At 69.1% G+C, this 24878-nt stretch carries 23 protein-coding genes and 2 tRNA genes; 3 read left to right on the forward strand and 22 right to left on the reverse strand.

Going from position 1 to position 24878, the window contains the following annotated elements; genetic code table 11:
- Positions 1-336: 336 nt before the first annotated feature.
- The 9 genes from AWQ71_RS28715 to AWQ71_RS28740 form a co-directional block, all read right to left on the reverse strand.
- Positions 337-759, reverse strand: coding sequence for a hypothetical protein (locus AWQ71_RS28715; protein WP_067138611.1), 423 nt, complete (start codon positions 757-759; stop codon positions 337-339).
- Between the two features lie 75 nt (positions 760-834).
- Positions 835-990 carry a DUF6193 family natural product biosynthesis protein gene (locus AWQ71_RS44695; RefSeq protein ID WP_369407219.1) on the reverse strand — a complete coding sequence of 52 codons (156 nt, stop codon included), beginning with the start codon at positions 988-990 and terminating at the stop codon, positions 835-837.
- A gap of 156 nt (positions 991-1146) precedes the next feature.
- Entirely contained in the window at positions 1147-1497 is a 351-nt protein-coding gene (locus AWQ71_RS44920) for an SCO4225 family membrane protein (RefSeq protein WP_500778566.1), read from the reverse strand.
- 427 nt (positions 1498-1924) lie between these two features.
- On the reverse strand, positions 1925-2731 hold the full coding sequence (locus AWQ71_RS28720; RefSeq protein ID WP_218002001.1) for a hypothetical protein: 807 nt from the start codon (positions 2729-2731) through the stop codon (positions 1925-1927).
- A gap of 229 nt (positions 2732-2960) precedes the next feature.
- The gene (locus AWQ71_RS42030) at positions 2961-3578 is read right to left on the reverse strand and encodes a hypothetical protein (RefSeq protein ID WP_157570631.1); all 618 of its coding nucleotides are present in this window, start codon (positions 3576-3578) and stop codon (positions 2961-2963) included.
- Positions 3579-3682: 104 nt separating this feature from the next.
- The gene (locus AWQ71_RS28725; RefSeq protein WP_157570632.1) at positions 3683-3976 is read right to left on the reverse strand and encodes a hypothetical protein; all 294 of its coding nucleotides are present in this window, start codon (positions 3974-3976) and stop codon (positions 3683-3685) included.
- Between the two features lie 188 nt (positions 3977-4164).
- Positions 4165-4241 (reverse strand) — tRNA-Thr (locus tag AWQ71_RS28730).
- 65 nt (positions 4242-4306) lie between these two features.
- Complete coding sequence (locus AWQ71_RS28735; RefSeq protein ID WP_245658539.1) at positions 4307-5851, reverse strand: alpha/beta hydrolase; 1545 nt, start codon at positions 5849-5851, stop codon at positions 4307-4309.
- Positions 5848-6666 carry a PSP1 domain-containing protein gene (locus tag AWQ71_RS28740; RefSeq protein WP_387417352.1) on the reverse strand — a complete coding sequence of 273 codons (819 nt, stop codon included), beginning with the start codon at positions 6664-6666 and terminating at the stop codon, positions 5848-5850. The genes AWQ71_RS28735 and AWQ71_RS28740 overlap by 4 nt, the downstream gene beginning before the upstream one ends.
- A 115-nt stretch (positions 6667-6781) precedes the next feature.
- Between AWQ71_RS28740 and AWQ71_RS28745 the strand changes: the two genes are divergently transcribed.
- A complete protein-coding gene (locus AWQ71_RS28745) occupies positions 6782-7441 on the forward strand; it encodes a trimeric intracellular cation channel family protein (protein WP_067138618.1) in 660 nt (219 codons plus the stop codon).
- A 1-nt stretch (position 7442) separates the two neighbouring features.
- Here AWQ71_RS28745 and AWQ71_RS28750 read toward each other — a convergent pair whose 3' ends face one another.
- The 9 genes from AWQ71_RS28750 to topA form a co-directional block, all read right to left on the reverse strand.
- The gene (locus AWQ71_RS28750; protein WP_218002002.1) at positions 7443-8705 is read right to left on the reverse strand and encodes an amidohydrolase; all 1263 of its coding nucleotides are present in this window, start codon (positions 8703-8705) and stop codon (positions 7443-7445) included.
- A gap of 91 nt (positions 8706-8796) precedes the next feature.
- Complete coding sequence (locus tag AWQ71_RS28755) at positions 8797-9423, reverse strand: permease-like cell division protein FtsX (RefSeq protein WP_067138622.1); 627 nt, start codon at positions 9421-9423, stop codon at positions 8797-8799.
- Positions 9420-9914, reverse strand: coding sequence for a SigE family RNA polymerase sigma factor (locus AWQ71_RS28760; protein ID WP_245658541.1), 495 nt, complete (start codon positions 9912-9914; stop codon positions 9420-9422). Before AWQ71_RS28760 ends, AWQ71_RS28755 begins: the two co-directional genes overlap by 4 nt.
- Positions 9915-10077: 163 nt before the next feature.
- The gene (locus AWQ71_RS28765) at positions 10078-11598 is read right to left on the reverse strand and encodes a hypothetical protein (protein WP_067138624.1); all 1521 of its coding nucleotides are present in this window, start codon (positions 11596-11598) and stop codon (positions 10078-10080) included.
- Positions 11595-12098: a SigE family RNA polymerase sigma factor gene (locus AWQ71_RS28770; RefSeq protein WP_245658543.1), complete on the reverse strand. Its 504-nt coding sequence runs from the start codon at positions 12096-12098 to the stop codon at positions 11595-11597. Before AWQ71_RS28770 ends, AWQ71_RS28765 begins: the two co-directional genes overlap by 4 nt.
- Before the next feature lie 95 nt (positions 12099-12193).
- Complete coding sequence (locus tag AWQ71_RS28775) at positions 12194-13381, reverse strand: DNA polymerase III subunit delta' (RefSeq protein WP_067138626.1); 1188 nt, start codon at positions 13379-13381, stop codon at positions 12194-12196.
- A gap of 41 nt (positions 13382-13422) precedes the next feature.
- Positions 13423-15480 carry a dTMP kinase gene (tmk, locus tag AWQ71_RS28780; protein WP_067138628.1) on the reverse strand — a complete coding sequence of 686 codons (2058 nt, stop codon included), beginning with the start codon at positions 15478-15480 and terminating at the stop codon, positions 13423-13425.
- A gap of 156 nt (positions 15481-15636) precedes the next feature.
- Positions 15637-16935 carry a metallophosphoesterase gene (locus AWQ71_RS28785; protein WP_084259402.1) on the reverse strand — a complete coding sequence of 433 codons (1299 nt, stop codon included), beginning with the start codon at positions 16933-16935 and terminating at the stop codon, positions 15637-15639.
- Positions 16936-17025: 90 nt separating this feature from the next.
- Positions 17026-19716, reverse strand: a complete 2691-nt coding sequence (gene topA / locus AWQ71_RS28790; RefSeq protein WP_067138632.1) for a type I DNA topoisomerase — start codon at positions 19714-19716, stop codon at positions 17026-17028.
- A gap of 252 nt (positions 19717-19968) precedes the next feature.
- On the opposite strand from topA, the gene AWQ71_RS28795 reads away from it, so the two are divergent.
- Complete coding sequence (locus AWQ71_RS28795; protein ID WP_067138634.1) at positions 19969-20154, forward strand: DUF5703 family protein; 186 nt, start codon at positions 19969-19971, stop codon at positions 20152-20154.
- Positions 20155-20343: 189 nt separating this feature from the next.
- Here the strand turns inward: AWQ71_RS28795 and AWQ71_RS44005 are convergent, their stop codons facing one another.
- The 3 genes from AWQ71_RS44005 to AWQ71_RS28810 form a co-directional block, all read right to left on the reverse strand.
- Positions 20344-22056, reverse strand: a complete 1713-nt coding sequence (locus AWQ71_RS44005; protein ID WP_067138636.1) for a chaplin family protein — start codon at positions 22054-22056, stop codon at positions 20344-20346.
- A gap of 224 nt (positions 22057-22280) precedes the next feature.
- Positions 22281-22853, reverse strand: a complete 573-nt coding sequence (locus tag AWQ71_RS28805) for a hypothetical protein (protein ID WP_084259404.1) — start codon at positions 22851-22853, stop codon at positions 22281-22283.
- Between the two features lie 95 nt (positions 22854-22948).
- Positions 22949-24247 carry a M20/M25/M40 family metallo-hydrolase gene (locus AWQ71_RS28810; RefSeq protein ID WP_067138640.1) on the reverse strand — a complete coding sequence of 433 codons (1299 nt, stop codon included), beginning with the start codon at positions 24245-24247 and terminating at the stop codon, positions 22949-22951.
- A 193-nt stretch (positions 24248-24440) separates the two neighbouring features.
- On the opposite strand from AWQ71_RS28810, the gene AWQ71_RS28815 reads away from it, so the two are divergent.
- Positions 24441-24529: transfer RNA gene (locus AWQ71_RS28815), tRNA-Leu, on the forward strand.
- A 98-nt stretch (positions 24530-24627) separates the two neighbouring features.
- On the opposite strand, the gene AWQ71_RS28820 is transcribed toward AWQ71_RS28815, so the two are convergent.
- Positions 24628-24864 (reverse strand): tyrosine-type recombinase/integrase, encoded by a 237-nt coding sequence (locus AWQ71_RS28820; protein WP_067138642.1) that lies wholly within the window; start codon positions 24862-24864, stop codon positions 24628-24630.
- Positions 24865-24878: the final 14 nt, after the last annotated feature.

Here is a 24878-nt window from a genome sequence, read left to right on the forward strand (position 1 = left end):
TGCGTCAGCTTCGGAAGCGACGCGTGACGTGACCGCCTGCTTGCAAAGACGTATGCCGATCTTGCTCGACCTGCGTTCTTGCTGCTCATGCTGCCGATCGCGTTCCCCGTGAGTCCCCGCCATTCCCCCTTGATCGCCGCCCCATCGGGCACGCAACGGGCACGGCGCCGAACTGCCGACGGTTTTACAGCGGACCGGTATCACGACTGGCGTCATGCCCTCCACCTGGCCGGACGGAATGGTTACGCTCAGCAACCCTCAAGATCATGCCGTACATATCCCGGATCTTGACCCAATCGGTCCTGGGCGTGCCGAACTACGGCCGGCCCGGCGTGCTCACCGCTGGTCGCTGGCTTCCGTTCGCACGATGGGCAGATCCCGGCACGGCGCCAGGAACCTCTCCAAATACCAGCCCAGATCGACGAACTCGGGCATGTGCGCAATGGTGCGGTAATCCAGCAGGGGAATCAGCGAGACCGACGTCCTTCCCTCGTGGAACAGCATGTTCGCGAAGGTTTCCCCGTCGGGCAGCCTGGTGGTTATGCCTACCGCCTCCCCAACCTCGTAGGAGGCGCGCATGTCGCGCTTTGCCTCGGCCAGGCCGTCCAGCGGCAGATCCTTCCAGGCGAAGTCGGCCATATACCAGATGGAGTCTTCATTGCGGAGGAACGCCCAGCCCGCCAGGGCGAGCCGTTCGAGAATTTCCTCGAAGTCCATTTCGTGTTCGAACTGCAGGCTGATGATGACGTCGCGGCTCATCTTTCCTCGGCCAGATTGATGGAGAAATGCTCCTGGTGAGCGGTCCTATCGCGGATCGCCCTGGTACGGCGCGCTCTACTCCTCGTACCCCCCGGCCACGGCTGGCCCGATGTCGGCTGGCAGGTGGCTGATAGCCAGCGATACCGCCTCCTCCGCTGCGGTGGTTTCCCCCAGTACTGCCGTCCGCCAGCGTCCAATATTGTTCGTTGGCGTTGTCACGCAGTTGGTCACTCACCCGACCTTCTGTTTACAAGGGAAGGGGAGAAGCCTCGTCGGCCGCTCCTCGTCCTGCTTGGCCGGTAGTTACGGGCCGGTCAGGTGTGACGGTGTGAGGTGGGGTTGCTGTACGCGCTGCTGTACGGCGATCCTCTCGGCAGGCCTTGAAGGCTAGTCGCCTTGTCGGCGGTGCCGATCAATCCCACGCAGGAGTATGCGCAGAACTACCGCTTGAATAAGCCCCGAAAATAGGAACGGAGCCCATACCAGTATTGGAATCAACCAGTTAAGTTCGTCAGGCATCCCTTGAAATGAAATATGGTCACTCTGAAAAATAAGCGCCGGCAACATGCTCATTGGAAAGCCGACCAGCCACAGCGGCCAAAGAGCGACGCTATCCTTTCCATCTAGCATGGGAATGAGTGAAACTAAGCCGACAACTCCAACCAGAGCGGCGTACGAAGCGACTAATTTATCAATAACGGACAGGCTAATGACCCATCCACGGAGGCGCGCGAGCATAACATTTCCGCTACATCGATATCACCGAACTGTCCCGGGCACCTTGGAGTGCGCCAAGCGGTGGAATTCCTACTTTCGCTCCTGCCCGTACTACGGGCTTCAGCCTCCCATACTTCTGCATGCTCCTCCCCCTGATCACCTCGTACGCCGTCGACCCACCGCGAAGCGGCAGCGGGCCGGGTCCTGTGCGGGTAACACGTGGCCTTCTGCCCGAATCAACACCTCAAGGGATCACACGTCGTAGATCTGACGAGCAGTTGTTGATGTAGCGCGAACACCAGCGCCGCTACCAGGGCCTATGTACGCCGCTCCTGGTCAGGGCGCATATTCGCCCTTCAACGCCTTTCGTTGATCTCCAGGATTTCTCATGGTCATGTGCCCTGGATGTGCCCTGCCCTTGCAGATCCGGGTGATCTCAAGCGACTCCCTACGAATAGTCGGCGCGTGGCTGAGCAATGCCGGACCCCCCGGTGTGCGGTGTCGGCACGTAGCCGTCTGGGGGGATAGGGAGGGTGTCGATGCAGGCTGGCGAGCAGGCGTTGACCAAGAGAGGCAGGGTGTCAGTGCCGACCCGCAAGGAGATCCACACTTGGTAGAGCCCGGCTTCGGCGATCGGCCGACTGCAGACGCTACATGCCTGGATCACGTCGGTGCCCCACACCTTGGGGTCGAGGTCACTGATGTCGAGGTCCCGGATCGATGCCCTGCCCGGCTGGAGCGGAGGGAACGGCGGTCGAATCTTGAAGTTGCCGTATAGCGAACGGGTGCTGACCGTGCTGGCCTTCAGTTGTCGGCACCTGGTCAGCTCGTAAGGGAACCAGTGCAGGCGATGCGAAGTGTAGGGGGTGAACTCCTCCAAGTTGGTCATCGCGCCGATCTCCGGTGGGATCCGCACTAGGTTGCTGCCGTAGAGCACCAGGTGCTTGACATCGGTGAGCTTGGCGATGGTTGGCGGCAGGGTGACGATCTGCCGTCGTTCGGTCGGGCTGAGCTCTACGAGGGGCTGGAACACCTCTCGGCCGTCAGCCGCCGCTTCTTCCACAAGCTCAACTAGACGTTGCCACCCAGAAGATGCGGTGTCCTGACGCTGAGCATGGAAGCGCACCACGCGTGGTGAACGAGCCTTGTGCTGGTCGCAACACCGGCAGATCTCCCTGCTGGCCATGTAGCCTCCTTCGCCGACGGCGTCGGCCCATAGGTTGGCCATTAGGTGCGGGGCGGCTTCGTCCTCCATGGACGCACGGTAGGCGGTCTGCCGTTCTCTGATCAATCGGCCCGAGGTCGTGACAGGCTTCCCGCCCCGCGGGTTCATAGAGTCTGGCCACAAGATCAACGGTGTGCGGTCCTGCGCATCTTTCCCCTCGGTTGATGGTTGACATGATCAATCCGGAATGGGGCCGGGGGTGCGACTCGCGGCAGAAGAGTGCGTCGCTCAGTAGGGTTATTCGACCTTGGCTTCCAAATCAGGCGGCAGTTTTCAAGAGAGCGACTACGTCAATTCCGCAGCGTCTTGATTTGTCTGCCGATGCTGCCCCGCTCGACCCTGGCGGCGCAGCCACTTCGTGGAACGAACAGGTGATGATGGACATCACCGACGGTCGGCATCGTCGAGGCGTTGAGGACTGGATGCAGAAGCTGGTCGGCTGTGACACCGAGAACCGTTCGACCTCCGCCGCGAACGAGTGAGGACGCGGCGGGCCCCACATCGCCGCCAGCATGTTGGCGGCCTGCCTGCGCCGGACCTCGAACTCGGTGTACACCCGCTCGTAGATGTCGACGATCGTGCCCTCGTCGTCGGCTGGCGTCTCGTAGAGGCTTGGGCTCGACGCGATCGGCGCGAAGTGGCCGCCCGGCACGGACTCGGCCTCGCCGATGAGCCAGGACCCACGGCCGGATCCATCAGCGGGGAACGGCCGTGCGACCAGATCCAGGACCGCGGCCACAAGGCTGTGATCGTCTACGCGGGGGACTGTAAGAACAACTGCGACAGAGCCGTTGACTGGACAGCCCCCCTTCCGCGTGTACGCCCACGTCGTCCGCCAGGCGGAAGCCTCCGCCGCCGACATCTTCGCGAAGGCCATTTCAGAAGCCGGGTAGGCGTTCCTGATCGCAAGCCCTTCGCGATGATCCGTGAAGGGCTTTTGCGTTCTCTCGCTGCACGTCAGTGGTTGGAGCGATTAGGCAGTCATGTGTCTGCCTTCCGAAGGACCTCTTCCCGTTGTTCCTTCGCGTTCACCGCGCCGGCCGCGAACAGCGTGGCAACACCGGCCGCGATCAGCACGATTACTGGAATCCGGACGAGGTTCCGCACGTCCTTGCAGCCCGTCAGCCTGATCGAGACGTCATCGAGTGAGGTGATCCTTGACTCAACGAATGCTGAGCCGCAGTCTCGCCCGCTCGATGTAACGGGGAGCACACCGGCGAGCAGGCCCGAGCCGATCAGCAGGAACGCAACGAACGCGACCGCCTTGGAAGTCATGCAGTCGTCCTCTTTGTCGACGGGGGTTCCCCATTCACGAAGGATCATGTCATGTCGCCATGAATTGAGGAATCGAGGACCATCGCTGCTGTGGCGCCTGTTAGCACTAGCGTTAGCAAGATCGAGAGATTGTCCTGACAAACAGAAGACCCCTGCGCTGGTTTTCCCAGGTCAGGGGTCTTATTTGCTGGAGCCGCCTTGGGGAATCGAACCCCAGACCTACGCATTACGAGTGCGTCGCTCTGGCCGACTGAGCTAAGGCGGCGTGCCGTACGGCAGCGTAGAGAAGTCTACAGGCTCATGAGCCCTTCTCGCGCCCCCTCGGCGACGTCACGTGACCTTCGGGCACATCGTGCCCTGCTTGGGTGGCTTGAGGGAGATGAGATAGTCGTCGACCGCTTTGTCGACGCACGTCGAGCCCATCCCGTACGCGGTGTGCCCGTCACCGTCGTAGCCGAGCAGGACACCAGAGCTGAGCTGGGACGCGAGCCCCTCCGCCCACTCGTACGGCGTGGCCGGGTCACGCGAGGTGCCGACGACGACGATCGGCGGGGCGCCGGCGGCGGTGAGCTTCTTGTCGGCGCCCTTGGGCGCCACCGGCCAGTACGCGCACGGCAACGACCCCCACATCACGAAATTTCCGAAATGGGGGGCGATCTTCACCGCTTCGGCGGCTCCCTCGGCGTACGCGGACGGCTCCTTGGGATAGGGGTGATCCACGCAGTTGATCGCCATGTTCGCCTCGGTCTGGTTGGAGTACGAGCCATCCGGCTTGCGGTCCAACATCAGGTCGGCCATGCGCAGCAGGTCGGTGCCGTCACCGTTGAAGGCGTGCCCCAGCGCCTGGCGCAGCACCGGCCATGCCTGCCGCTCGTACAGCGGTGTGACGATGCCCAGGACGACCCACGACTCGTTGATCTCCCGGCCGTCGCCGAGGGTGTTCTTCAGGGGATGCGCGTCGGCCTTCTTCAACAGGTCGGTGAGCTCGTCCATGGCCCCCTCGACCGTACGGCTGGAGAAGGGGCAGGCGCCGTCCTCGAAGCAGTCCTGCAGGAACGCCTTCAGCGCCACCTCGAAGCCGACGGCCTGGGTCTCGTTGGACTTCAGCGCCGGGACCGACGGATCGACCGCACCGTCGAGAACCAGGGCGCGGACCTTCTTCGGGAACAGGTCGGCGTAGACAGCGCCCAGATAGGTGCCGTACGACTTCCCGAGATAGGTCAGCCCGGAGTCGCCGAGGGCGGCGCGCAGCACGTCCATGTCCCTGGCCGCGTCGGCCGTGCCGACGTGGGGCAGCAGCTGGGCCGCCTTCGCGCCACAGGCGTCGGCGAACGCCTTCGACTCCTTCTCCATCGCGGCGACCTCGGCCGGCGTGTCCGGGCTGGCGTCCAGCCCTGCATAGGCGTCGAGCTCGCTTCCGGACATGCAGCGGATGGGGCTGGACTCGCCCACGCCCCTCGGGTCGAAGCCGACGACGTCGAACTGCGACCGGACCTTCGCGCTCAGCACCGAACGCGCCGCCCGGCCGTACTGGATGCCGGAGCCGCCGGGTCCGCCCGGGTTGATGAGCAGCGAGCCGACGCGCTTCCCGGTGGCGGGCAGCCGGATCAGGCTGATGCCGATCTTCTCGCCGGACGGCGCGGAGTAGTCGAGCGGCACCTCGGCCCGCGAGCACTGGAAGCCGTCACCGCAGTCTTTCCAGTCGAGGTTCTGGCTGTAGAACGGCTGAAGCGCGGGTGTCGGGGCCTCCGCGCGGGGCTTCGCCTCCTCCTGCGTGTGCGTGCAGCCCGTGACGGCCAGCGCGAGCGCGAGGAACGCCGCCGCGGCTCCGCGGGCAGGGGTCGGGGGGACACGCCGTGATCGGAAGATCTTCACGCTTGCGGCTCATACCTCTCGTCGTGGGCCTTGCGCGGGCCGCAGACCGAGGCGCGCGAGCACTGGCAGCGCCGCCCCCCGTCGTCGAGCCGCACGGTGACGTAGTCTCCCGGCACGTTCCTGCCGACGACCTGGCCCGGCCCTTCGTCCGTCTCCACCCGGGCTCCCGCCCTCGGGAAGGTCCGCTGCGCCTCGACGTACAGCGGGTGCTCGAACTTGAGGCAGCACATCAGCCGACCGCACGCTCCGGCGATGCGCAGCGGGTTGACCGGCAGGTCCTGGTCCTTGGCCATCCGGACCGAGACGGGTTCGAAGTCCTTCAGGAAGGTCGCGCAGCACAGGTCCCGGCCACACGGGCCGATGCCGCCCTGGAGGCGGGCCTCGTCGCGCGGCCCTATCTGCCGCAGCTCCACCCGCGCCCGCAGGTTGCGGGCGAGGTCCCGCACCAGCGCCCGGAAGTCGACCCGGTGCGGGGCCGAGAAGTAGACAGTGAAGACGTTGTCGGCGTCCACATAGTCGACCCCGACGACCTTCATGGGCAGCTCGTGCCGCTTGATCAGGCGCTTGGACACGCTGCGGGCCTCGGCCCTGCGGCGCCGGTTGGTCTCGTCCCTGGCCAGGTGCTCCTCGGTCGCGATGCCCGCGCAGACCGGCAGGCCGTCGACGTCCTCGCTCACGTACTGCGGCGCCCAGATGCACTCGGCCACCTCGGGCCCGGAATCAGTCGGTACGAGCACCTTGTCGCCGACTTTGGGGGAATGCCCTCCGGGATCGAGGTAATAAAGCCGCCCGTACCGGGTGAAACTCACCGCCATCATCATGCCCAAGCGCCCGGCCTCCTCGATCTTGTACGGCTGCCGCCCGCCCTTACCCTACGCGGCATCGGCACCATGCCGTCAGGGCCGGCCGTATATCGGGTATCGACGCCAGGTGAACGCCGAACCGCCGCTGCTGCTGCTCGCCCTCGACTTGGCGGGCACCTTCGCGTTCGGACTCAACGGCGCGTTGACCGCGGTGCGCGCCGCCCGGCTCGACATCGTCGGCGTGGTCACCCTCGGCATGGTGACCGCGCTGGGCGGCGGGATCATCCGCGACATCCTGATCGACTCCCTGCCGCCCGCCACGTTCGGCGACTGGCGCTATCTGGCGGTCGCGGCCGCGAGCGGTCTGGTCGCGTACGCGCTCGGCCGGCGGCTGGACCGGCTGGCCGGCCCGATCATCGTGTTCGACGCCCTCGGGTTGAGCCTGTTCGCGGTGACCGGGGCGAGCAAGGCGCTGGACTACCGCCTCGGCATCGGGCAGGCGGTCATCCTCGGCGCGATCACAGCCGTGGGCGGCGGCACGCTCCGCGACGTGCTGATCCGGCGGATCCCCACAGTGCTGTACAGCGAGCTGTACGCCATCCCCGCCCTGATCGCGGCCGCGATCACCGCGGTCACCGTCCGCACCGGCGTCTACGGGATCCCCGCCGCCATCGGGGCCGCCGCCATCTGCTTCGTCGTCCGGCTGGTGGGCGTCCGCTTCGGCCTCAACGCTCCGGGCCCGCCGGGCGCCCGGGGCGACGTCCCCGGTTCCGGGGACCGGCGGTGAGTCAGCGGCCGAGCCACGCGAGAGCGGCGACGACCAGGGCCTGGGAACCGGTGTCCAAGGTGGGCTGCGGGATCGGGGCGAACGCGGCGGAATGGTTCACCGGGATGTCCTGCGCCACCCGGCCGGCGGCCTCGGCCCTGCGGTAGGTCTCGGGGTCGATGCCGCCGATGCCCCAGTAGGTGTACGGGACTCCCAGGGCGTTCGGGATGTCGCTGAAGTCCTCGCTGGCGGTCTGCCGGCCCATCGGCCCGGCCCGGTCGCCGAAGAACTCACCGAACGCGGCGGCCACCCGGCTGGTGGTCTCGGGATCGTTGTCGGTCAGCGGGAAGCGGTCGAACAGCTCGATCTCCGGAGCCTTCGGACACCGCGACGCCTGGCACTCGGCGAGGACGATGCGGCGCACCGCGTCCAGGATCGCGCTTCTGGTCCGCTCGTCGTAGGTGCGGATGTTGAACTCCAGCACGGCGTGATCGGGGATGATGTTGCTCTTCGTGCCGGCCTGGACGCTGCCGACCGTGACCACCGCGGTCTCCCCCGGCGAGGTCTCACGGGACACGATGGTCTGCAGCCGGATCACGATCATCGCCGCGAGGACCACAGGGTCGACGGCCGCCTGCGGCATCGAGCCGTGGGCTCCGCGTCCGTACACCGTGACGCGCCCGCTGTCGGCGGCGGAGAGCACCGGACCGGCATGAGTGCCGACGTACCCGGCCGGCGCCGGCAGCACGTGTTGCGCGAGCGCCACGTCCGGGACCGGAATCAGCTCGGCGAGGCCGTCGTCGAGCATGGCCCGCGCGCCGTCGCCGGTCTCCTCGGCCGGCTGGAACAGCGCCACCAGCGTGCCCCGCCAGCGGTCGGTCCCCTCGGCGAGCAACTGGGCCGCGCCGAGCAGACAGGTGACGTGTACATCGTGTCCACAGGCGTGCGCGATCGGTATCTCGCGCCCGCCGGGGCCCGTGACCGTGTCGGCGCTGGCGTACGGCAGGCCGGTCGCCTCTCGCACCGGCAGCGCGTCCATGTCCGCCCGGAGCAGCACCGTCGGGCCGTCGCCGTTACGCAGCACCCCGACCACACCGGTGCCGCCGACCCCCTGGTGTACCTGGCAGCCGATCCGGCCGAGGCGCTCGGCGATCTTCGCGGCGGTACGCCGCTCATGGTGCGACAGCTCAGGATGCCGATGCAGGTCCCGGTAGAGATCCTCCTGCCATCCCCGCACGGACCCCAGACGGGCCGCCACAGATGACGCGGGTGACATGGCAGCCATGACGCCCTCCTCACGGCGGCGGCACACGTGCCCTCCTTCGAGGCTAGGCCCTCCGGTTCGGCCGGGCGGGACCGCGTCCGGCGTCAGGGCCTCAGCACTTCGACCGGTCCCGAATGCACGCCGAGTCGACGACGTTCGAGATTCCGGGCAGGTGCTCGACGCCCCTCACCACCGCCTTGTGATCGGCCCCCTGCTTCAGCTTCGCACGGAAGGACTCCGGAAGATCCGTCGGTTTGATCACGTCGAGAAGCTTCTGGGTTACCTCTTCGTTGGGCCGGGGATTGCTCGCCCGGAATCTCTCGTAGGCCTCCATCTGCGACTCGAACTTCACGGACTCGACCCCGGGCAGTGACTCCAGCACCTGCCGGATCCGCCGCCGATCGTCCTCGGTCGCCGCACGCTCCTTGCACACCGGGAAGGCATCGTTCTTTCCGCAAAGGAACACCACGACCTCGTCCTGCCAGGAATCCGCCCCCGCCAGGCTGAGCTGGACCAGGCTGTACGCCACAGGACTGGCCGCCGTCGTCTCCGGAGGCGCGGGCCGTACCAGCAGAAACACTCCGACGGACATCGCGGCGACGAGCGCGGCGGGGATCACGACGAACCGGGAGATCCGGGCGCGGGAACGCCCGCGCGGCGCGCTCAGCGGGCGGACGGAACGGAGGTCGGCGGTCGCCGCCGCTTCGGACAGGGCTTCACGCAGACGTTGTTCGATCATGATTCCTCCCCAAGGGTCCGGCCGAGGGCGGCGAGCCCCCGTGTGATGGTGGAGCGCGCCGTGCTCCCGGCGACGCCCATGGTGTCGGCGATCTCCTCGTACGACAGATCGAGGTAGAACCGCAGCACGAGCGCCTCGCGCTGCCGTCGCGGCAGGCCGCTCAGAGCGACCAGGACCTCCCGGCGTTCCTCGCCGATCATCGCGACGCTCTCCGCCGACCAGACGGGCGGCGCGTACGGCACCGCCCGCCGGAAGGCGAGGCTCCTGCGCCGCAGCACGGATCGGCAGCCGTTCAGCACGGCCGACCGCACGTACGCCAGGGCGCTGCCCGGCTCACGCAACCGCTGCCGCCCCGCGTGCATGCGCGCGAACGCCTCCTGGACGACGTCCTCGGCCGTGGCGAGGTCACCCACCATGAGCAGCGCCAGCCGTACCAGGCCGAGATGATGGTCGGCGAACAGCGCCGCGACGTCGACGCGTTCCTGGATCAAGGGCTCTCTCTCCGAGAGCAGTTCGGCTTTCACACCAAAGAGACGCACTGGTGTGGCTTCTGCTGCTTCTGTTCCGGAAGAAACACTCCCACGGGGCGGAAACGGGAACGGCCGGCCTGCCCGGGCGGATCCCTCGGCAGGCCGGCCGTACCGGCGGTGACGGCTACCAGGCGAACCTGGAGCCGAAGACGCGGGAAGGTTCCTCGGTCTTGGTCAGCGCCCGGTAGCCCGCCGCGTCGACCGCGCCGATCTCGTCGCCCCGGGAGACGATCACGTGTTCGCCGGTGCCGTCGAGGTCGAGCAGCCGGATCGCCGCCTCGCCCGCGTCGTGGTAGACGACACCCGCCGCCTTCCCGTCGGCGGTGTCGTACGCGATGAGGTCCGCGGATCCGCCCACCTGCCGGCCCGTTTTACCGTCGATCTCCGTGTTCTGGAACGCGGCCACGATCCGGCTGCCGTCCGGGCTGATGGCGGCTCCCTGCATGCCGCCTGACGCTTCGCCGCCCCGTGCGGAGAGGGAGATGCTGCTCGCCTGCTCCAGGCTGTCGCCGGGCGCTCCGGTGTCCAGGAGGCGCAGATCCGACAGGCCGGGACACACCTTGACGACCGCGTGCACCTCGACCGGAGCCTCACCCGGAGCGACAGCGGGCGACGACCCCTCGCTCGGCTCGTCCAGCATGGTCGCCGAGGGGAAGCCGCACCACTCGGCCTCCACGCTCGGCTCAACCGGTGACACCTCGGTCATCACGAACGGCGTCTCGACACTCGGCGTCACAGAGGGCTCGGCCGTCGCGGGACTCGGGACGGCGGTCGCCGTCGCCTCGGACGCCACCGGACTCGCCATGATCGCATCAATCACTGGCGCCGGGGGTTCTCCCACCCGGCTGACCATCGGATACGGGGACGGCGCCTCGGTCGCCGTGGGCGTCGCCTCATCGGTCACCGGAGCCGATGACCCGAGCTCCATCCGAACGTAACCGGCGAAGAGCACGAAACGGCCATCGGCCGTCATCGACAGTTCGGAGACGTCGACGCCGGCCTTCGCGGTCCACGTGCGGCTGTCGCCGGTCGCCGTGTCCGTGACCACCAGGCGGCCTTTCTCGCCACCGCGGCACGGCACCACGCCATACGCGAGCTTGCCGCCGTCACCGCTGACCGCCAGGGAGGTCGGCCTGGTGCCCTCGGGCGGCGCGAAGGGCAGCGGGCCGAACGACCCGACCTTCCCCTCCTCGTCCAGCGTGAAGCGGTACAGCCGCGGCCGGCAGTCATCCTGGGCCGACACCGCATAGAAGAGCCGGTTGTCTTGCGCCGCCTGGATCCCGACGAACCGCTCTGTCCCGGAGGGGTTCGGGACCCGGGAGGTCTCCGCGCCGCCGCTCACGCTCCTGACGGTGATCCCGCCCTCCCCGGCCTCGGCGAAGAACGTGGGGGCGGCGGCGAGGCCCGCGCTCGTGGCGGCGTCCTGGCCAGGGCCCCCGCCCCCGCCCCGGGCGACCGCCACGCCGCCGGCCACCGCGACCGTCACGGACGCCGCCGCGGCGAGCGGGACCAGCCAGGCTCTCCGCGCCCGGCTCGCGCCCCCCGAGCGCGTACGGCCCGCGCTCAGCGAGAAGGCCGGCACCTGGTCGATGGTCTCGCCCACCGCCCTGGTGGCGTCGCGCAGGCGATCGGTGATGTCGTTCATCGTGCGTTCCCCAGCAGTCGGCCGAGCGCGTCCAGGGCTCGGGAGGTGGTCGACTTGACGGTGCCCCGGCTGACGCCCATGACCTGGGCGGTCTCCTCTTCGGAGAGGTCGGCGTAGTAACGCAGCACGAGCGCCTCACGCTGCCGCCGGGGCAGGCGGTGCAGCGCCTCCATGACCTCGCGCCGTTCGGCCCCCAGGAGGGCGGCGGATTCGGCCGACCACACGGGCGGCTCGTACGTCCCGGCGAACCAGGACGGCAGGCGCCTCCTGCGCAGCACGGTCCTGGCGTTGTTGAGCACGGCCGACCGCAGGTAGACGAGCGCCTTGCTCCGGTCCCGCAGGCCGCCGAACCGGCGATGGAGGCCGAGGAACGCCTCCTGGACCACGTCCTCGGCAGCCTCACGGTCGCCGAGCATGATCAGTGCCAGCCTGGCGAGGCCGATCGCGTGCTCGGCGTACAGAGCCGCGATCGTCTCGTCCGCAGATTCCGGGGCGGTCACCGACGCTCCGGGAGGTTTATGGATATCCAGCGTTTCGGCCTGCATGCACCAGAGACGCCGAATCGCCTCTCAGGTTGCTCCCGTCACCCGGCTCGCTATCGCGGGACGCGCGGATCCCGGAGGGCGAGGGTCATGGCCTCCACCGCGATCTGCGGGTTCACGTTCGCCGCGAGCCGCTCCCGGCAGATCATGATCGCCTCGGTACGGCGCAGCGTGTCCTCGGGGGTCGATCTGGCCGCGAGCGTCTCCACCTCGCGCCTGCGGTCCTCGTTGGCCAGCCCCACCCCGGCTCCGAGCTGCACGGCGAGGACGTCCCGGTAGTACGCCACCAGATCGAGCAGCGCCACGTCGATCGAGTCGCGCTTGATCCGGGTGGCGCGGGACTTCTGCAGCGTCTCCAGCTCCTTCAACGCGCCGGCGCCGCCGCGGACCAGGCCCTTGCCCAGCCCCTTGCCCGACGATCCCTCGCCGTAGACCCTGCGCAGCTCGGCGGTCTCGACCTCGTTCAGCGTGGCCGTCGCCGCGTCGGCGTCCTCGGCCGAGGTCTTCACCAGCCGTTCGGCCGCCGCGATGCACTCGCCAACGCCGGTGAGCGACGCGGGGATGGACAGCACCTCCTCACGGCGCCGCCGGACCTCCTCGTCCAGGGCCAGCCGCCGGGCCCGCCCGACGTCGCCGTGCGCGGCCCGCGCCGCGAACCAGGCCATGTCGTCCGGCACGTTGTCCCGGGTCGCCAGCACGTGCGCGACCGCCTCGGTGGACGGCGTACGGAGCGTCACGACGCGGCAACGGGACCGGATCGTGATGATCATGTCGTCGGGCGACGGGGCGCAGAGCAGCCAGACCGTCCGCGGCGGCGGCTCCTCGATCGCCTTGAGCAACGCGTTGGCGGCGGCCTCGGTGGCGCGGTCGGCGTCCTCGAACAGCACGATCCGCCAGCGGCCGAGCGTCGGGGCGCCCGCGCCCTTGAGCACGAGGTCGCGGGTCTGCTTGGCGCTGTAGGAGAGCCCCTCGGGCCGCACCCAGGTCAGGTCCGGGTGGGAGCCGATCTCGACCTGGTGGCAGGAGTCGCAGTGCCCACAGCCCTGGTCGGGGCAGAGCAGCGCCGCCGCGAAGGCGCGGGCCGCGTCGGAACGCCCGGAGCCGGGAGGGCCGGTGAAAAGCCACGCGTGGGTCATCCCGGCGCCGCGACCGCCCGCGAGGACGTCGGCGGCGGCGGAGGCGGCCTGTCCCAGCACGGCGGCGGCCCGATCCTGGCCCACCAGATCCTCGAACACACCCACGCGCCCAACCTACCGTCAGATCGCGAGCGCGCCCGGCCGTCTCAGTCGCGGATGGCCGGGATGGTGCCGGTGGCGGCCTCGGTCTCCCCCGGCACCGGGTCGGGCAGCACCTCGCGCACCCGGTCCTGGATGATGCGGGAGATCTCGTCCTGGGGCAGCGTGCCGTCCACGACCAGGTAACGGTCGGGCGCGGCCGCCGCGAGCGCCCGGAACTCGTGCCGGACCCGCTCGTGGAACTCCATCGGCTCGGACTCGATCCGGTCGGCGGGCGAAGCCATCCGGCGCAGCCCCACGGACGGGGGCACGTCGATCAGCACCGTCAGGTCGGGGAGCAGTCCGCCGGTCGCCCAGGCGTTGACCCGCGCCACATCGTCCGGGTCGAGCGTCCGGCCGGCGCCCTGGTAGGCCAGGGACGAGTCCACGTACCGGTCGCAGACCACCGTGGAACCCCGTTGCAGCGCCGGGCGGATCACCTTCTCCACGTGCTCGGCCCGGTCCGCCGCGTACAGCAGGGCCTCCGACCGGGCGGACAGCCCCTGGTGGGCGGCGTCGAGCAGGATGGCACGCAGCCGCATGCCGATCTTGGTCGAGCCCGGCTCGCGGGTCTGCACCACGTCGAAGCCCTGGTCGCGCAGCCAGATGGCGAGCAGCCGCGACTGGGTGGTCTTGCCCGAGCCCTCGCCGCCCTCGAAGGTCACGAACAGGCCGGCCCGGGGCTCCTCGTCCTCGACGGTGAAGCGCTCGCCCCGCAGCGCGGCGAACAGGTCGGCCCCGATGGGGACACCCGGCCGGTCGTCCATGTGGCGCAGCGCGAGTGCCCCGACCACGACCGCGAGCAGCGCGCCCAGGAGCAGCACCAGGTTCGTGCCGTCGAAGCGGTACGTCATGTCGCCGATCACGAGGAGGTGCGCGCCGAAGAGCCCGGCGAACGCGGAGACCACCGTGAGGACCAGGAGCAGCGTCACCCTGGCCAGCGACTGCAGGAAGGAGAACGTACGGCCGCGCAGGCCGTCCTCGACCTCCAGGCCGATCAGCGTGTATCCGATGATCCAGGCGGTCCCGGCGCAGGCGCCGAGCACCACGGTCAGCACGACCACCAGGGCCAGGTTGTGGATGAGCGCGATGGCCGCGAGCGTCACCCCGGCCAGGACGATGGCCACGCCGAACATGCGCCGCCGGGACAGCGCCCCGAGCAGCCGGGGGCCGAAGAACATGCCGGCCCCCATGCCCAGGAAGACCGCGCAGAACACCGCGCCGTAGCCCGCGTCACCGCCGCCAAGCGCGCTCACGTACGCCTTGGCCACGCCGACGACCGCGCCTCCGGCGGCGAAGGCGCCGAGCATGCCGATGACCAGCCCGCGCACCACGCGCTCGCCGCCGACGAACCGCCAGCCTTCGATCACCTGCCGCAGCACCGGCGGCGTGGACACCCTGAGCGTGTGGCCCTTCGGGATCTCCCGCAACGTGAAGATCAGAGCCGCCGAGACCAGGTACGCCAGGGCGTTGACCGCCAGGGCCACGTCCGTCGGCTGCGCGCCGAACCCGGGGGCGGCGGCGCTGATCATGCCCACGACAGCCGACAGCACCGCGAAGAGCGCCGCCGCGACCGGGGCCGTGCCGTACGTGACGAGCAGGTTGAGCCGGTTGGCCTCCTCCAGCCGTTCCCTGGGCACGAGGTTGGGCACCGTCGCGTCCTTGGCCGGCACCCAGAACAGGTTCGCGCACTCGACCAGGAACGACGCGATGATCACCCACTGGTAGCTGCCGACCAGCGGGATCGACGCCACGACGGCGAATCTCGCGACGTCGGCGCCCACCATGGTCAACCGGCGGTCGAACCGGTCGGCGACCGCCCCGGCGAGCGGCCCGAGCAGGATCGCCGGCAGCATCTTGGCGACGAATACGCCGCCGACGGCGAGGGTCTGCGTCTGAAATCCCGATGCCGCGGTGAGGTTCCCGGCGAGGGCGGTCAGCGCGATGATGTTCAGCCAGTCGCCGAGGCTGCAGACCGACATGGCCGTCCACAGCCTGCGGAAAGGCGCGTTGACCAGCACGTTCGGCGGCCTGCGTCGCGTGGCTGCCCGGCCATGGGTGCTCATGATGTCAGCGTATCCAGGTGCTCGCTGGGCGGGAGAACGGTGTGAGGGGGCCGGATTTCCGCCCGCTCGTCGCCTGAGGGTAGTACGTCCCGCCCTGTCCCGCAGGACGGATGCCGGGAACTGCCCCATATTTCCGGTCCGCGCGGGTGCCGACGGTCAGGCGCGAAGCTCGATGAGGGTGATCTCCGGCGGCGCGCCGACCCGGACCGGCGGCCCCCAGTAACCCGCGCCCCGGGTCACGTAGATCTGCGTGCCGTCCACCGTGTCCAGCCCCGCGACCACCGGCTGCTGCAAAGGAACCGCCAGGTTGAACGGCGCCATCTGCCCGCCGTGGGTGTGCCCGGACAGCTGGAGATCGACGCCGTACCCGGCGGCCTGCCTGACCTGGACCGGCTGATGCGCGAGCAGCACGACCGGCCGCGCGGCGTCCCGCCCGCCCAGGGCCTTCTCCAGGTCGGGACCGTCCCCGGACGGCGTTCCGTACAGGTCGTTGACCCCCGCGAGATCGAGTACGGCTCCCGCGTGGGCGATCTCGACCCGCTCGTTGCGCAGCGACCGGACGCCGAGGGAGTTCAGCTCCTCGATCCACTCCTGGGGGCCCTGGGACGTGTAGTACTCGTGGTTACCAGTCACGAAATATGCCCCGTAGCGGGATTCGAGGTGGCGCAGCGGGGCGGCCAACTGCCCGAGTTCGGCGACCGTCCCGTCGACCAGGTCGCCGACGATCGTCACCATGTCGGCCTGGAGACCATTGACCATCCGGACGATGCGCTCCGTGTGGCCCTTCCCCGTCAGCGGTCCGATGTGGATGTCACTCACCACGGCGATCCGCAGGCCGCTCATCCGCGGATCCAGCTTGGGCAGGCGGACCGGGATCCGCTCGATCACCGGGTCGCCCATCGCCGTGCGCATGCCGTACCCCACGGTGGCCAGCGCCCCGACGCCCGCGACCGTGGCGGCCGTACGCGCGATGAACACCCGCCGGTCGACCCGGGACGTTTCCGGGCCGGCGGATATCGGCGGGGCTGTGGATATCGTCGAGGCGCCGGACGTTCCCGATCCGGTGGACGGTCCCGGCGCCAGAGGCGATCCGAGCACAGGATCGCCTGAATCCACCGGCTCACGGGATTCCACCGGCCCGGGTGACTTCTCGGAACGCCTGGCCAGCCACAGGGCGATCGCCCGGGGAATCTCCAGGGCCACCGTGAACACGACGAGATAGAACATGATCGCCAGCCACATGTAGCCGGGCCACGCGATGACACGCTCGAACGACATCCCGAAGACCTGGCCACCGATGGTCCTCAGCGGCAGCAGGAACACGAGCAGGACGAGCCCCCACGTGAGCACGCGACGCGGCACGCTTCCCGGACGGGTGGCCGGCCTGACCAGCCGCCACCACAGGTAGCAGTGCACGACGACCACGACGGCCAGGATCGTGACCAGGAACCCCACGGCGTACTCCCTCTCGCTCCGCTGCCGGACGATCTTACGGAGCGATCCCAGAGGAGCGCGTCGAGCCCCCGACAGCGGGGGCTCGACGGGCTAGGACTTCGTGGTGGACTTGGCCGCGGGCTTCTTCGCGGGCGCCTTCTTGGCCCGGGTGGTCGTCGCCCGCTTGGGCGCCGGCGCCCGCTCGCGGCGCTCCGCCAGCAGCTCGGCGGCCCGCTCGGTCGTGATGTCTTCGACCGTGTCGCCCTTGCGCAGCGAGGCGTTGGTCTCGCCGTCGGTCACATACGGACCGAACCGGCCCTCCTTCACCACGATCGGCTTCTTGGAGTTCGGGTCCTCACCCAGCTCGCGCAGCGGCGGAGCGGCCGCGGCCCGGCCCCTGCCCCGGGCCTTGGGCTGCGCGAACAGCTCCTTGGCCTGGTCGATCGTGACCGTCAGCAGGTCCTCTTCGGAGGCCAGCGAGCGCGAGTCGGTGCCCTTCTTGATGTAGGGCCCGAACTTGCCGTTCTGCGCGGTCACCTCCTCGCCCTCGATCTCCCCGACGACCCGGGGGAGCGTCAGCAGCATCAGCGCCTGTTCGAGCGTGATGGTGTCCAGCGACATGGACTTGAAGAGCGAGCCGGCCCGCGGCTTGGGCACGTCGGCCTTCTTGACCCGCTTCTTCCCCTCGGCGGGCGCCGGCTCCTCCGGCAGGACCTCCGTGACGTACGGGCCGAAGCGGCCGCTCCTGGCCACGATGACGTTGCCGGTGACCGGGTCCTTGCCCAGCTCGCGGTCGCCACTCGGCCGGGAGAACAGCTCCTCGGCCTTCTCGGCGGTCAGCTCGTCGGGCGTCATGTCCTCGGGCACGTTGACCCGGGCGCCTTCGCGGTCGAGGTAGGGGCCGTAGCGGCCCACCCGGATCACGATGTCGCTGCCCCTGATCGGGAAGGAGCTGATCTCCTTGGCGTCGATCTCGCCCAGGTCGGTGACCATCTCCTTGAGGCCCTCGTCGCCGTCGCCGCCGAAGTAGAACCGGCGCAGCTCCGGCAGCCGCTCCGCACGGTCGTTGGCGATGTCGTCGAGGACCTTCTCCATGTCCGCGGTGAAGTCGTAGTCGACCAGGTTGCCGAAGTGCTGCTCCAGCAGGTTGACCACGGCGAACGCGAGGAAGGACGGCACCAGCGCGGTGCCCTTCTTGAACACGTATCCCCGGTCCAGGATCGTGCCGATGATCGACGCGTACGTCGACGGGCGGCCGATCTCGCGGTCTTCCAGCTCCTTGACCAGCGACGCCTCGGTGTAGCGGGACGGCGGCTTGGTGGAGTGGGCCAGGGCCTTCAGCTCGGCCGCGGTCAGCCGCTCGCCCTCCGACAGGTTGGGCAGCCGCTTCTCGGCGTCGTCCCGGTCGGTGGATGGGTCGTCCGCGCCCTCGACGTACGCCTTCAGGAAGCCGTGGAAGGTGATCGTGCGGCCGGTCGCGCCGAACTCGACCCTCTCGCCGGCGCTGGAGGTGCCGCCGACCTTGACGGACACCGACTCGCCGACCGCGTCCTTCATCTGGGAGGCGACCGTACGCTGCCAGATCAGCTCGTACAGGCGGAACAGGTCCCCCGACAGGCCGGTCTCGCCGGGCGTGCGGAACTCCTCGCCCGACGGGCGGATCGCCTCGTGCGCCTCCTGCGCGTTCTTGACCTTGCTCGTGTAAACGCGCGGCTTGTCCGGCACGTACGCGGAGCCGTACAGCTTGACGGCCTGGCCACGCGCGGCGGCGACGGCGGTCTCCGACAGCGTGATGCTGTCAGTACGCATGTACGTGATGAAGCCGTTCTCGTACAGCCGCTGCGCGATCTGCATGGTGTATTTCGCCGAGAAGCCGAGCTTGCGGCTCGCCTCCTGCTGCAGCGTCGTCGTCCGGAACGGCGCGTACGGCTTTCGCGTGTACGGCTTGCGCTCGACGGACGTGACGGAGAAGGACGCGTTCTCCAGGCGGGCGGCCAGCGCGCCGGCGGCGGCCTCGTCCAGGTGGAGGACGTCCGCGCTCTTGAGCGCGCCGGTGGACGCGAAGTCACGGCCCTGCGCGACCCGCCTGCCGTCCACGGAGGCCAGCGTGGCGCCGAACCGGCGCGGGTCCTCGTCCCTGCCCGTGTCGAAGAGGGCCTGCAGGTCCCAGTAGGCGGCGGCGGTGAAGGCCATCCGCTCGCGCTCGCGCTCGACCACCAGCCGGGTCGCCACGGACTGGACGCGGCCGGCGGACAGCCGGGGCTTGACCTTCTTCCACAGGACCGGGCTGACCTCGTAGCCGTACAGCCGGTCGAGGATGCGCCTGGTCTCCTGCGCGTCGACGAGCCGCAGGTTCAGGTCGCGCGGGCTGGCCACGGCCTCCTGGATCGCCTGCGGCGTGATCTCGTGGAAGACCATCCGGTGCACCGGCACCTTCGGCTTCAGCACCTCGCGCAGATGCCAGGCGATCGCCTCGCCCTCGCGGTCCTCGTCGGTGGCGAGGTAAAGCTCGTCGGCGTCCTTGAGCAGCTGCTTCAGTTTGGAAACCTGGGACTTCTTGTCCGGGTTGACGACGTAGAGCGGCTCGAACTCATGGTCGACGTTCACCCCCAGACGGGCCCACGCCTCACCTTTGTACTTTTCAGGGATGTCGTCGGCTTTCTCCGGAAGATCTCGGATGTGGCCGATGCTGGATTCCACGATGTAGCCGCGCCCGAGGTACCCGGCGATGGTCTTCGCCTTGGCAGGCGACTCGACGATCACCAGGCGGGTTGCGCCGGCGTTGCCGTCCTTGGCTGGCACGCTGCTTCCTACCTCGCTGTTCCCTGTCGTTCCCCGTGTCCCCGGTCGGGACGGCCGCCTTCACAGGCTCGGCCGGCCCTTGCCCCGGCTCGGCCACGGGACCGTCTCGACGGTAACCCGTCGCCGGTTGTCCTTCCCCCTCGGGCTACCCGGTCCGGCCCCTGTGTGTAACTCACCTGGACCTTCTATCCGCAAGGACGCAGAATAGAGCCAGGAGCGTTCCCCTAACACACCTCTCGGAGACTAATCGCTTTGCTGGACTACTCCTACAAGGACCTGTATCTGCCCTGCGGGACCTCACGCGAGGCCGCCAGGCAGGTTCTCACGGAGCATGCCGAGTACGGAAGCTGGGAGCTGGACCGGCTGCGACTCTATCCCGACGGAAGCAGGCGCATCCGACTGCGCCGCAAGATCATACGTGTCGTCCGCACCATGTGACCACGCCCCGTGCTGATCCGCGGACGGTTCACATCGGGCGGGGATCACACGGCGATCGAGCACGGCTGTCAGACATGGCATTGCCCGCCCCGGGCCGCGCCCCCGGAGCGGGCAAGCTCTTCATCCTCCGGAGAGGAGAAGCGCTTCTACTCGTTCACGTGTGCACCCGTGACGAGCACGTACGTGTCCCTACCGCTGGCCGCGCGGGCGCAGTCGCCGCACGACCGCGAACATGGTGGCCGAGGCGGCGAACAGGGCGCCCAGGGCCAGGGCGATCAGGGAGCCGGGGTTCATCCCGGTCACGCCGACCGGCTGCTCGGCGCTCATCAGGCCGAGGTTGCCGAGCGGGAGGACGTCGGTGGCCCCGCCGAGGGAGTTCGCGACGGGCAGCGAGCCGACCAGACCGGTCACCGGGGCGAGCGCCCCGGCGGCGCCGCCCTTGCCCGCGGCCGGCCGGGCCGGCGACGCGGCGGCGGTGGGCAGCAGGCCGCTGTCCGGAACGCCGGGGACCATCGGCAGCGCGGAGAGCATCCCGCTCGTGTGCACCTTGTGCGCGCCCTTGCGGGCCTTCTTGTTCCAGGTGCCGTGCCAGTTCGTGCGGCCGTGGTCCTGGCCGCCCACGCTCGCGCCACCGAGGCATCCGGCGGCGGCGTCGCCCAGAACGGCGACGGCGTTGCCGCACAGGTTGATGGGCGCGGTGATCGGGGCGACGATCTGGTTGCCGCCCAGGATGCTCTGCGCGCCGCTCGTCACGTTGCGACCGCCCCCGGTGCCGCCGGTGACGGAAGCTCCGCCCTTGCAGCCGGCCTTGGCGTCGCCGAGCACGGCCACGGCGTTGCCGCAGACATTGATCGGCGCGGTGATCGGCGCCACGATCTGGTTGCCGCCCAGGATGCTCTGCGCGCCGCTCGTCACGTTGTGGCCGGCGCCGTTGCCCCTGCCGCCGCCGCTCACCGAAGCGCCGCCCTTGCACCCGGAGAAGGCGTCACCCAGGACGCCGACCGAGTTGCCGCACAGGTTGATCGGCGCCGTGATCGGAGCCACCACCTGGTTGCCGCCCAGGATCGAGGAACGTCCCGAGGTGATGTTGCCGCCTACGCCCGAGCCGCCGGAGTTCTTGACGGACGTGCCACCCGCGCACCCGGCTCGGCCGTTGCCGACGGCGTTGCCGCAGACATTGATCGGCGCGGTGATCGGCGCCACGATCTGGTTCCCGCCGAGGATGCCGTGCTCACCACTCGTGATGTTGCCGCCGGCGCCGCCGCCGCTCCAGTGGCCCCGGCCGCGGCCGCGGTAGCCCTTGCCACCACCCTTGCCGCCCTTGCCGCCGCCGCTCACCGAAGCGCCGCCCGTGCACCCGGAGAACGCCTCACCGAGGACGCCGACCGAGTTGCCGCACAGGTTGATCGGCGCCGTGATCGGAGCCACCACCTGGTTGCCGCCCAGGATCGAGGAACGGCCGGAGGTCCGGTTGCCGCCGGCACCCGAGCCGCCGGAGTTCTTGACGGACGCCCCGCCCTTGCACCCCGCGGTGGCGTCACCGAAGATCGCGATCGCGTTCCCGCAGGCGTTGATCGGCGCGGTGATCGGGGCGACGATCTGGTTGCCGCCGAGGATGCTGTTCTCGCCGTTCGTGGTGTTGCCGCCGGCGCCTCCGCCGGAGCCGCCCCGGCCGCTGTCGACGACCGCCGCCCCGCCCCGCGAGGAGGCGGTCGAGTCACCGAGGACGCCGACCGCGTTGCCGCTGATGTCGATCGGAAGCGAGATGGGGAGGTTGAGCTGGTTGCCTCCGCCGATCGAGCCGCGGCCGTCGGTGTCGGCGAAAGCCGTACCGCCACCGAGGGACAGGACACCGACGGCGAGAAGCGCCACGGGGGTCGAACCCTTCGCCCACGTTCGCATGATGGATGCTCCTAGGTTTTCTGGGGGATTACCTGACGGGCTCATGACGGAGTGCGGCCGGGCACAGCGAGGCCGTGGGCCGTCATGAGTGATTGGGAAAAGAAACTCGCGTCCACCCGCACGGAGCCGCGCAGACGATACGACTCAGAGGAGTCGAGGCCGTCGCAGGGCGCGCTCCGCCACCGGTCCGACGTTCGATGAGCAGGACCGGCGCGATGGCGGGATCAGTCCGGCGAGATGGATGGGTCGTCCGCCGCTGTGCGCACGACCGGGGGAAGGACTGCCGCGCAAGGTGCGGGCAGCGCCACGAGCCGCACGTCGGAGATAGAACGTGCGACGTCCCCGAACAGAATGGATCCACCGCTCCCCTGGGGGACCATGCCCTGGCTCCCTGGGGTGTGATCGGCGGTGGACGGTGATGGGAAACCGGGCTTCGACTGACTCGTCAGCCCGTCGACATTGCGCCCGGCCATCGCTTCGGCGTTGACCGACGCGTCGTCAGTCGTGGGGAAACCGTCGGCCCTCGTGGAGGCACCACCCTCGACGACCGACCCGATGACGCCCGCTGAGGGGACCGCGTCGGCACTGGCCGGGGCCGCGCCGAAGACGCCGAAGATCACACCGAGCACCCACGCGGCGGCGACGAATCCGCAGACGATCAGAAAGCGGACCACACGCGAACCGGCCGCGAACCGCGCGACCCGGCTGCGCTCGCCGACCTCGGAAGCAATCGCGGGCACGCACGGGTCGGCGGCGGGCATCTCTGCCCGCGACCGCTCGTCCGGCGTGCGTGCCACGCGACCTCCCCGAGATCAACCGAGTCCGCCTGATGCGGATCGCCCCTCAACGGAGAGTTACTTTAGCGGTACGCCAAGTGATCGCAACCGATTTCTCAGCAGTAATCGAGGAAACGGTCAAGAACTCGAACCCCGAATTTGAGCGAATCCACCGGAACCCGCTCATCTACCCCATGGAACATTCCGGAGAAATCCAGATCCGCCGGAAGACGCAGGGGGGCGAAACCGAATCCGCGGATGCCCAGACGGCTGAACGCCTTGAGGTCCGTGCCCCCGCTCAGCGTGTACGGCACCGCCTTGGAACCCGGGTCCTCCGCCTGGAGCGCGTCGGACATGGCCTTGACCAGCGACCCCTCGAAGGCCGTCTCCAGGGCCACGTCGTGGTAGACGAACTCCCTGGTGACGTTGGGGCCGAGGAGCTCGTCCACCGTGCCGAAGAACTCGTCCTCGTACCCGGGCAGGAAGCGGCCGTCCACGTGCGCGGTGGCGGCCTGCGGGATGACATTGGCCTTGTAGCCGGCGTCCAGCATCGTGGGATTGGCCGTGTTCCGCAGGGTCGCGCCCACCATCCGCGCCAGCGGGCCGAGCTTGGCCACGGCCTCCTCCGCGTCCTCGGCCTTCAGCTCGATGTCGAACGCCTCGCGGAAGAAGGACCGGACGGTCGGCGTCAGCCGCACCGGCCACTGGTAGCGGCCCAGGCGGCCGATCGCCTCGGCCAGCTCGGTGACCGCGTTCTCGTCGTTCAGCATGGAGCCGTGACCGGCCCGGCCGGTCGCAGTCAGCTTCATCCAGGCGATGCCCTTTTCCGCCGCCTCGATGAGGTAGAGACGGCGGCTGTCCGAGATGCTCACACTGAAGCCGCCGACCTCGCCGATCGCCTCGGTGCAGCCTTCGAGGACCTCCGGGTGCCGATCGACCAGCCACTGCGCGCCGTACGTGCCTCCGGCCTCCTCGTCGGCGGTGAAGGCGAGCACGATGTCGCGCGGGGGCTTCCTGTTCTGGCTGAGGCGCTGCCGTACGACCGCGAGGATCATGGCGTCCATGTCCTTCATGTCCACGGCTCCGCGGCCCCAGACGCACCCGTCGGCGATCTCACCGCTCATCGGGTGGTGCGTCCAGTCGGCCGCGTTGAACGGGACCACGTCCAGGTGCCCGTGGAGCACCAGGGCACCGCGCCCGGAGTCCGCGCCCTCGATCCGGGCGATGACGTTGGCCCGCCCGGTGTCGGACTCGAGGATGCGCGGTTCGAGGCCCACCTCGGCCAGTTTCTCCGCGACGTACTCGGCGGCCCGGCGCTCGCCCGGACCGGCGTTGTCGCCTGCGTTCGTGGAGTCGATGCGGATCAGGTCACGGCACAGGCCGACGACCTCTTCCTCACCGTTGAGCGGAGTCATGCGCCTCTCTCCGGAATCTTCCGTGCTTCGGTCGGTCACGGCGTGCTCCTCCTGTTCGGTACGGCCTGCGCCTCCCATCCTGCCGTCCACCCGGCCAAAGGAGGAGCGCCGATTCTCGGTGTGAACCACGCGCCGGAGAGTGCTAATCTGTGTGAGCCGACGCGGGATGCAGGTCCCGCGGGTCAGGCACCAAGTCCGGGTGGCGGAATAGGCAGACGCGCTAGCTTGAGGTGCTAGTGCCCAGTGATGGGCATGGGGGTTCAAGTCCCCCCTCGGACACCAAGGAGGCCCCGAGTTTGTGCAGGTCACAGACTCGGGGCCTTTGCTTTTTCGTCACCAGAACGAGCCGTGATACTGCTCTGACTACTTCCCGGCCTTGATCAGCCGTTGCCGCCCATGATCGCGGCGAACCTCTCAACGACTTCACGCTGGATCGTCGGGAGGCAGTGCGAGTAGATGTCGAGCGTGATGCTCACCGTCGAGTGCCCGAGGCGCTCGCTCACGATCTTCGGGTTCACGCCGGCAATCAGCATGATCGTGGCGTGCGTGTGGCGGAGGTCATGGAGCCGGATGTCGGGCGGCGGCTCGACCCCCTGCTTGGCGAGTTCCGGTCGCACCGCATTTGTGGGGG

It is taken from the genome of Microtetraspora malaysiensis, from assembly GCF_001528665.1.
Taxonomy (GTDB): Bacteria; Actinomycetota; Actinomycetes; order Streptosporangiales; family Streptosporangiaceae; genus Microtetraspora_A; species Microtetraspora_A malaysiensis.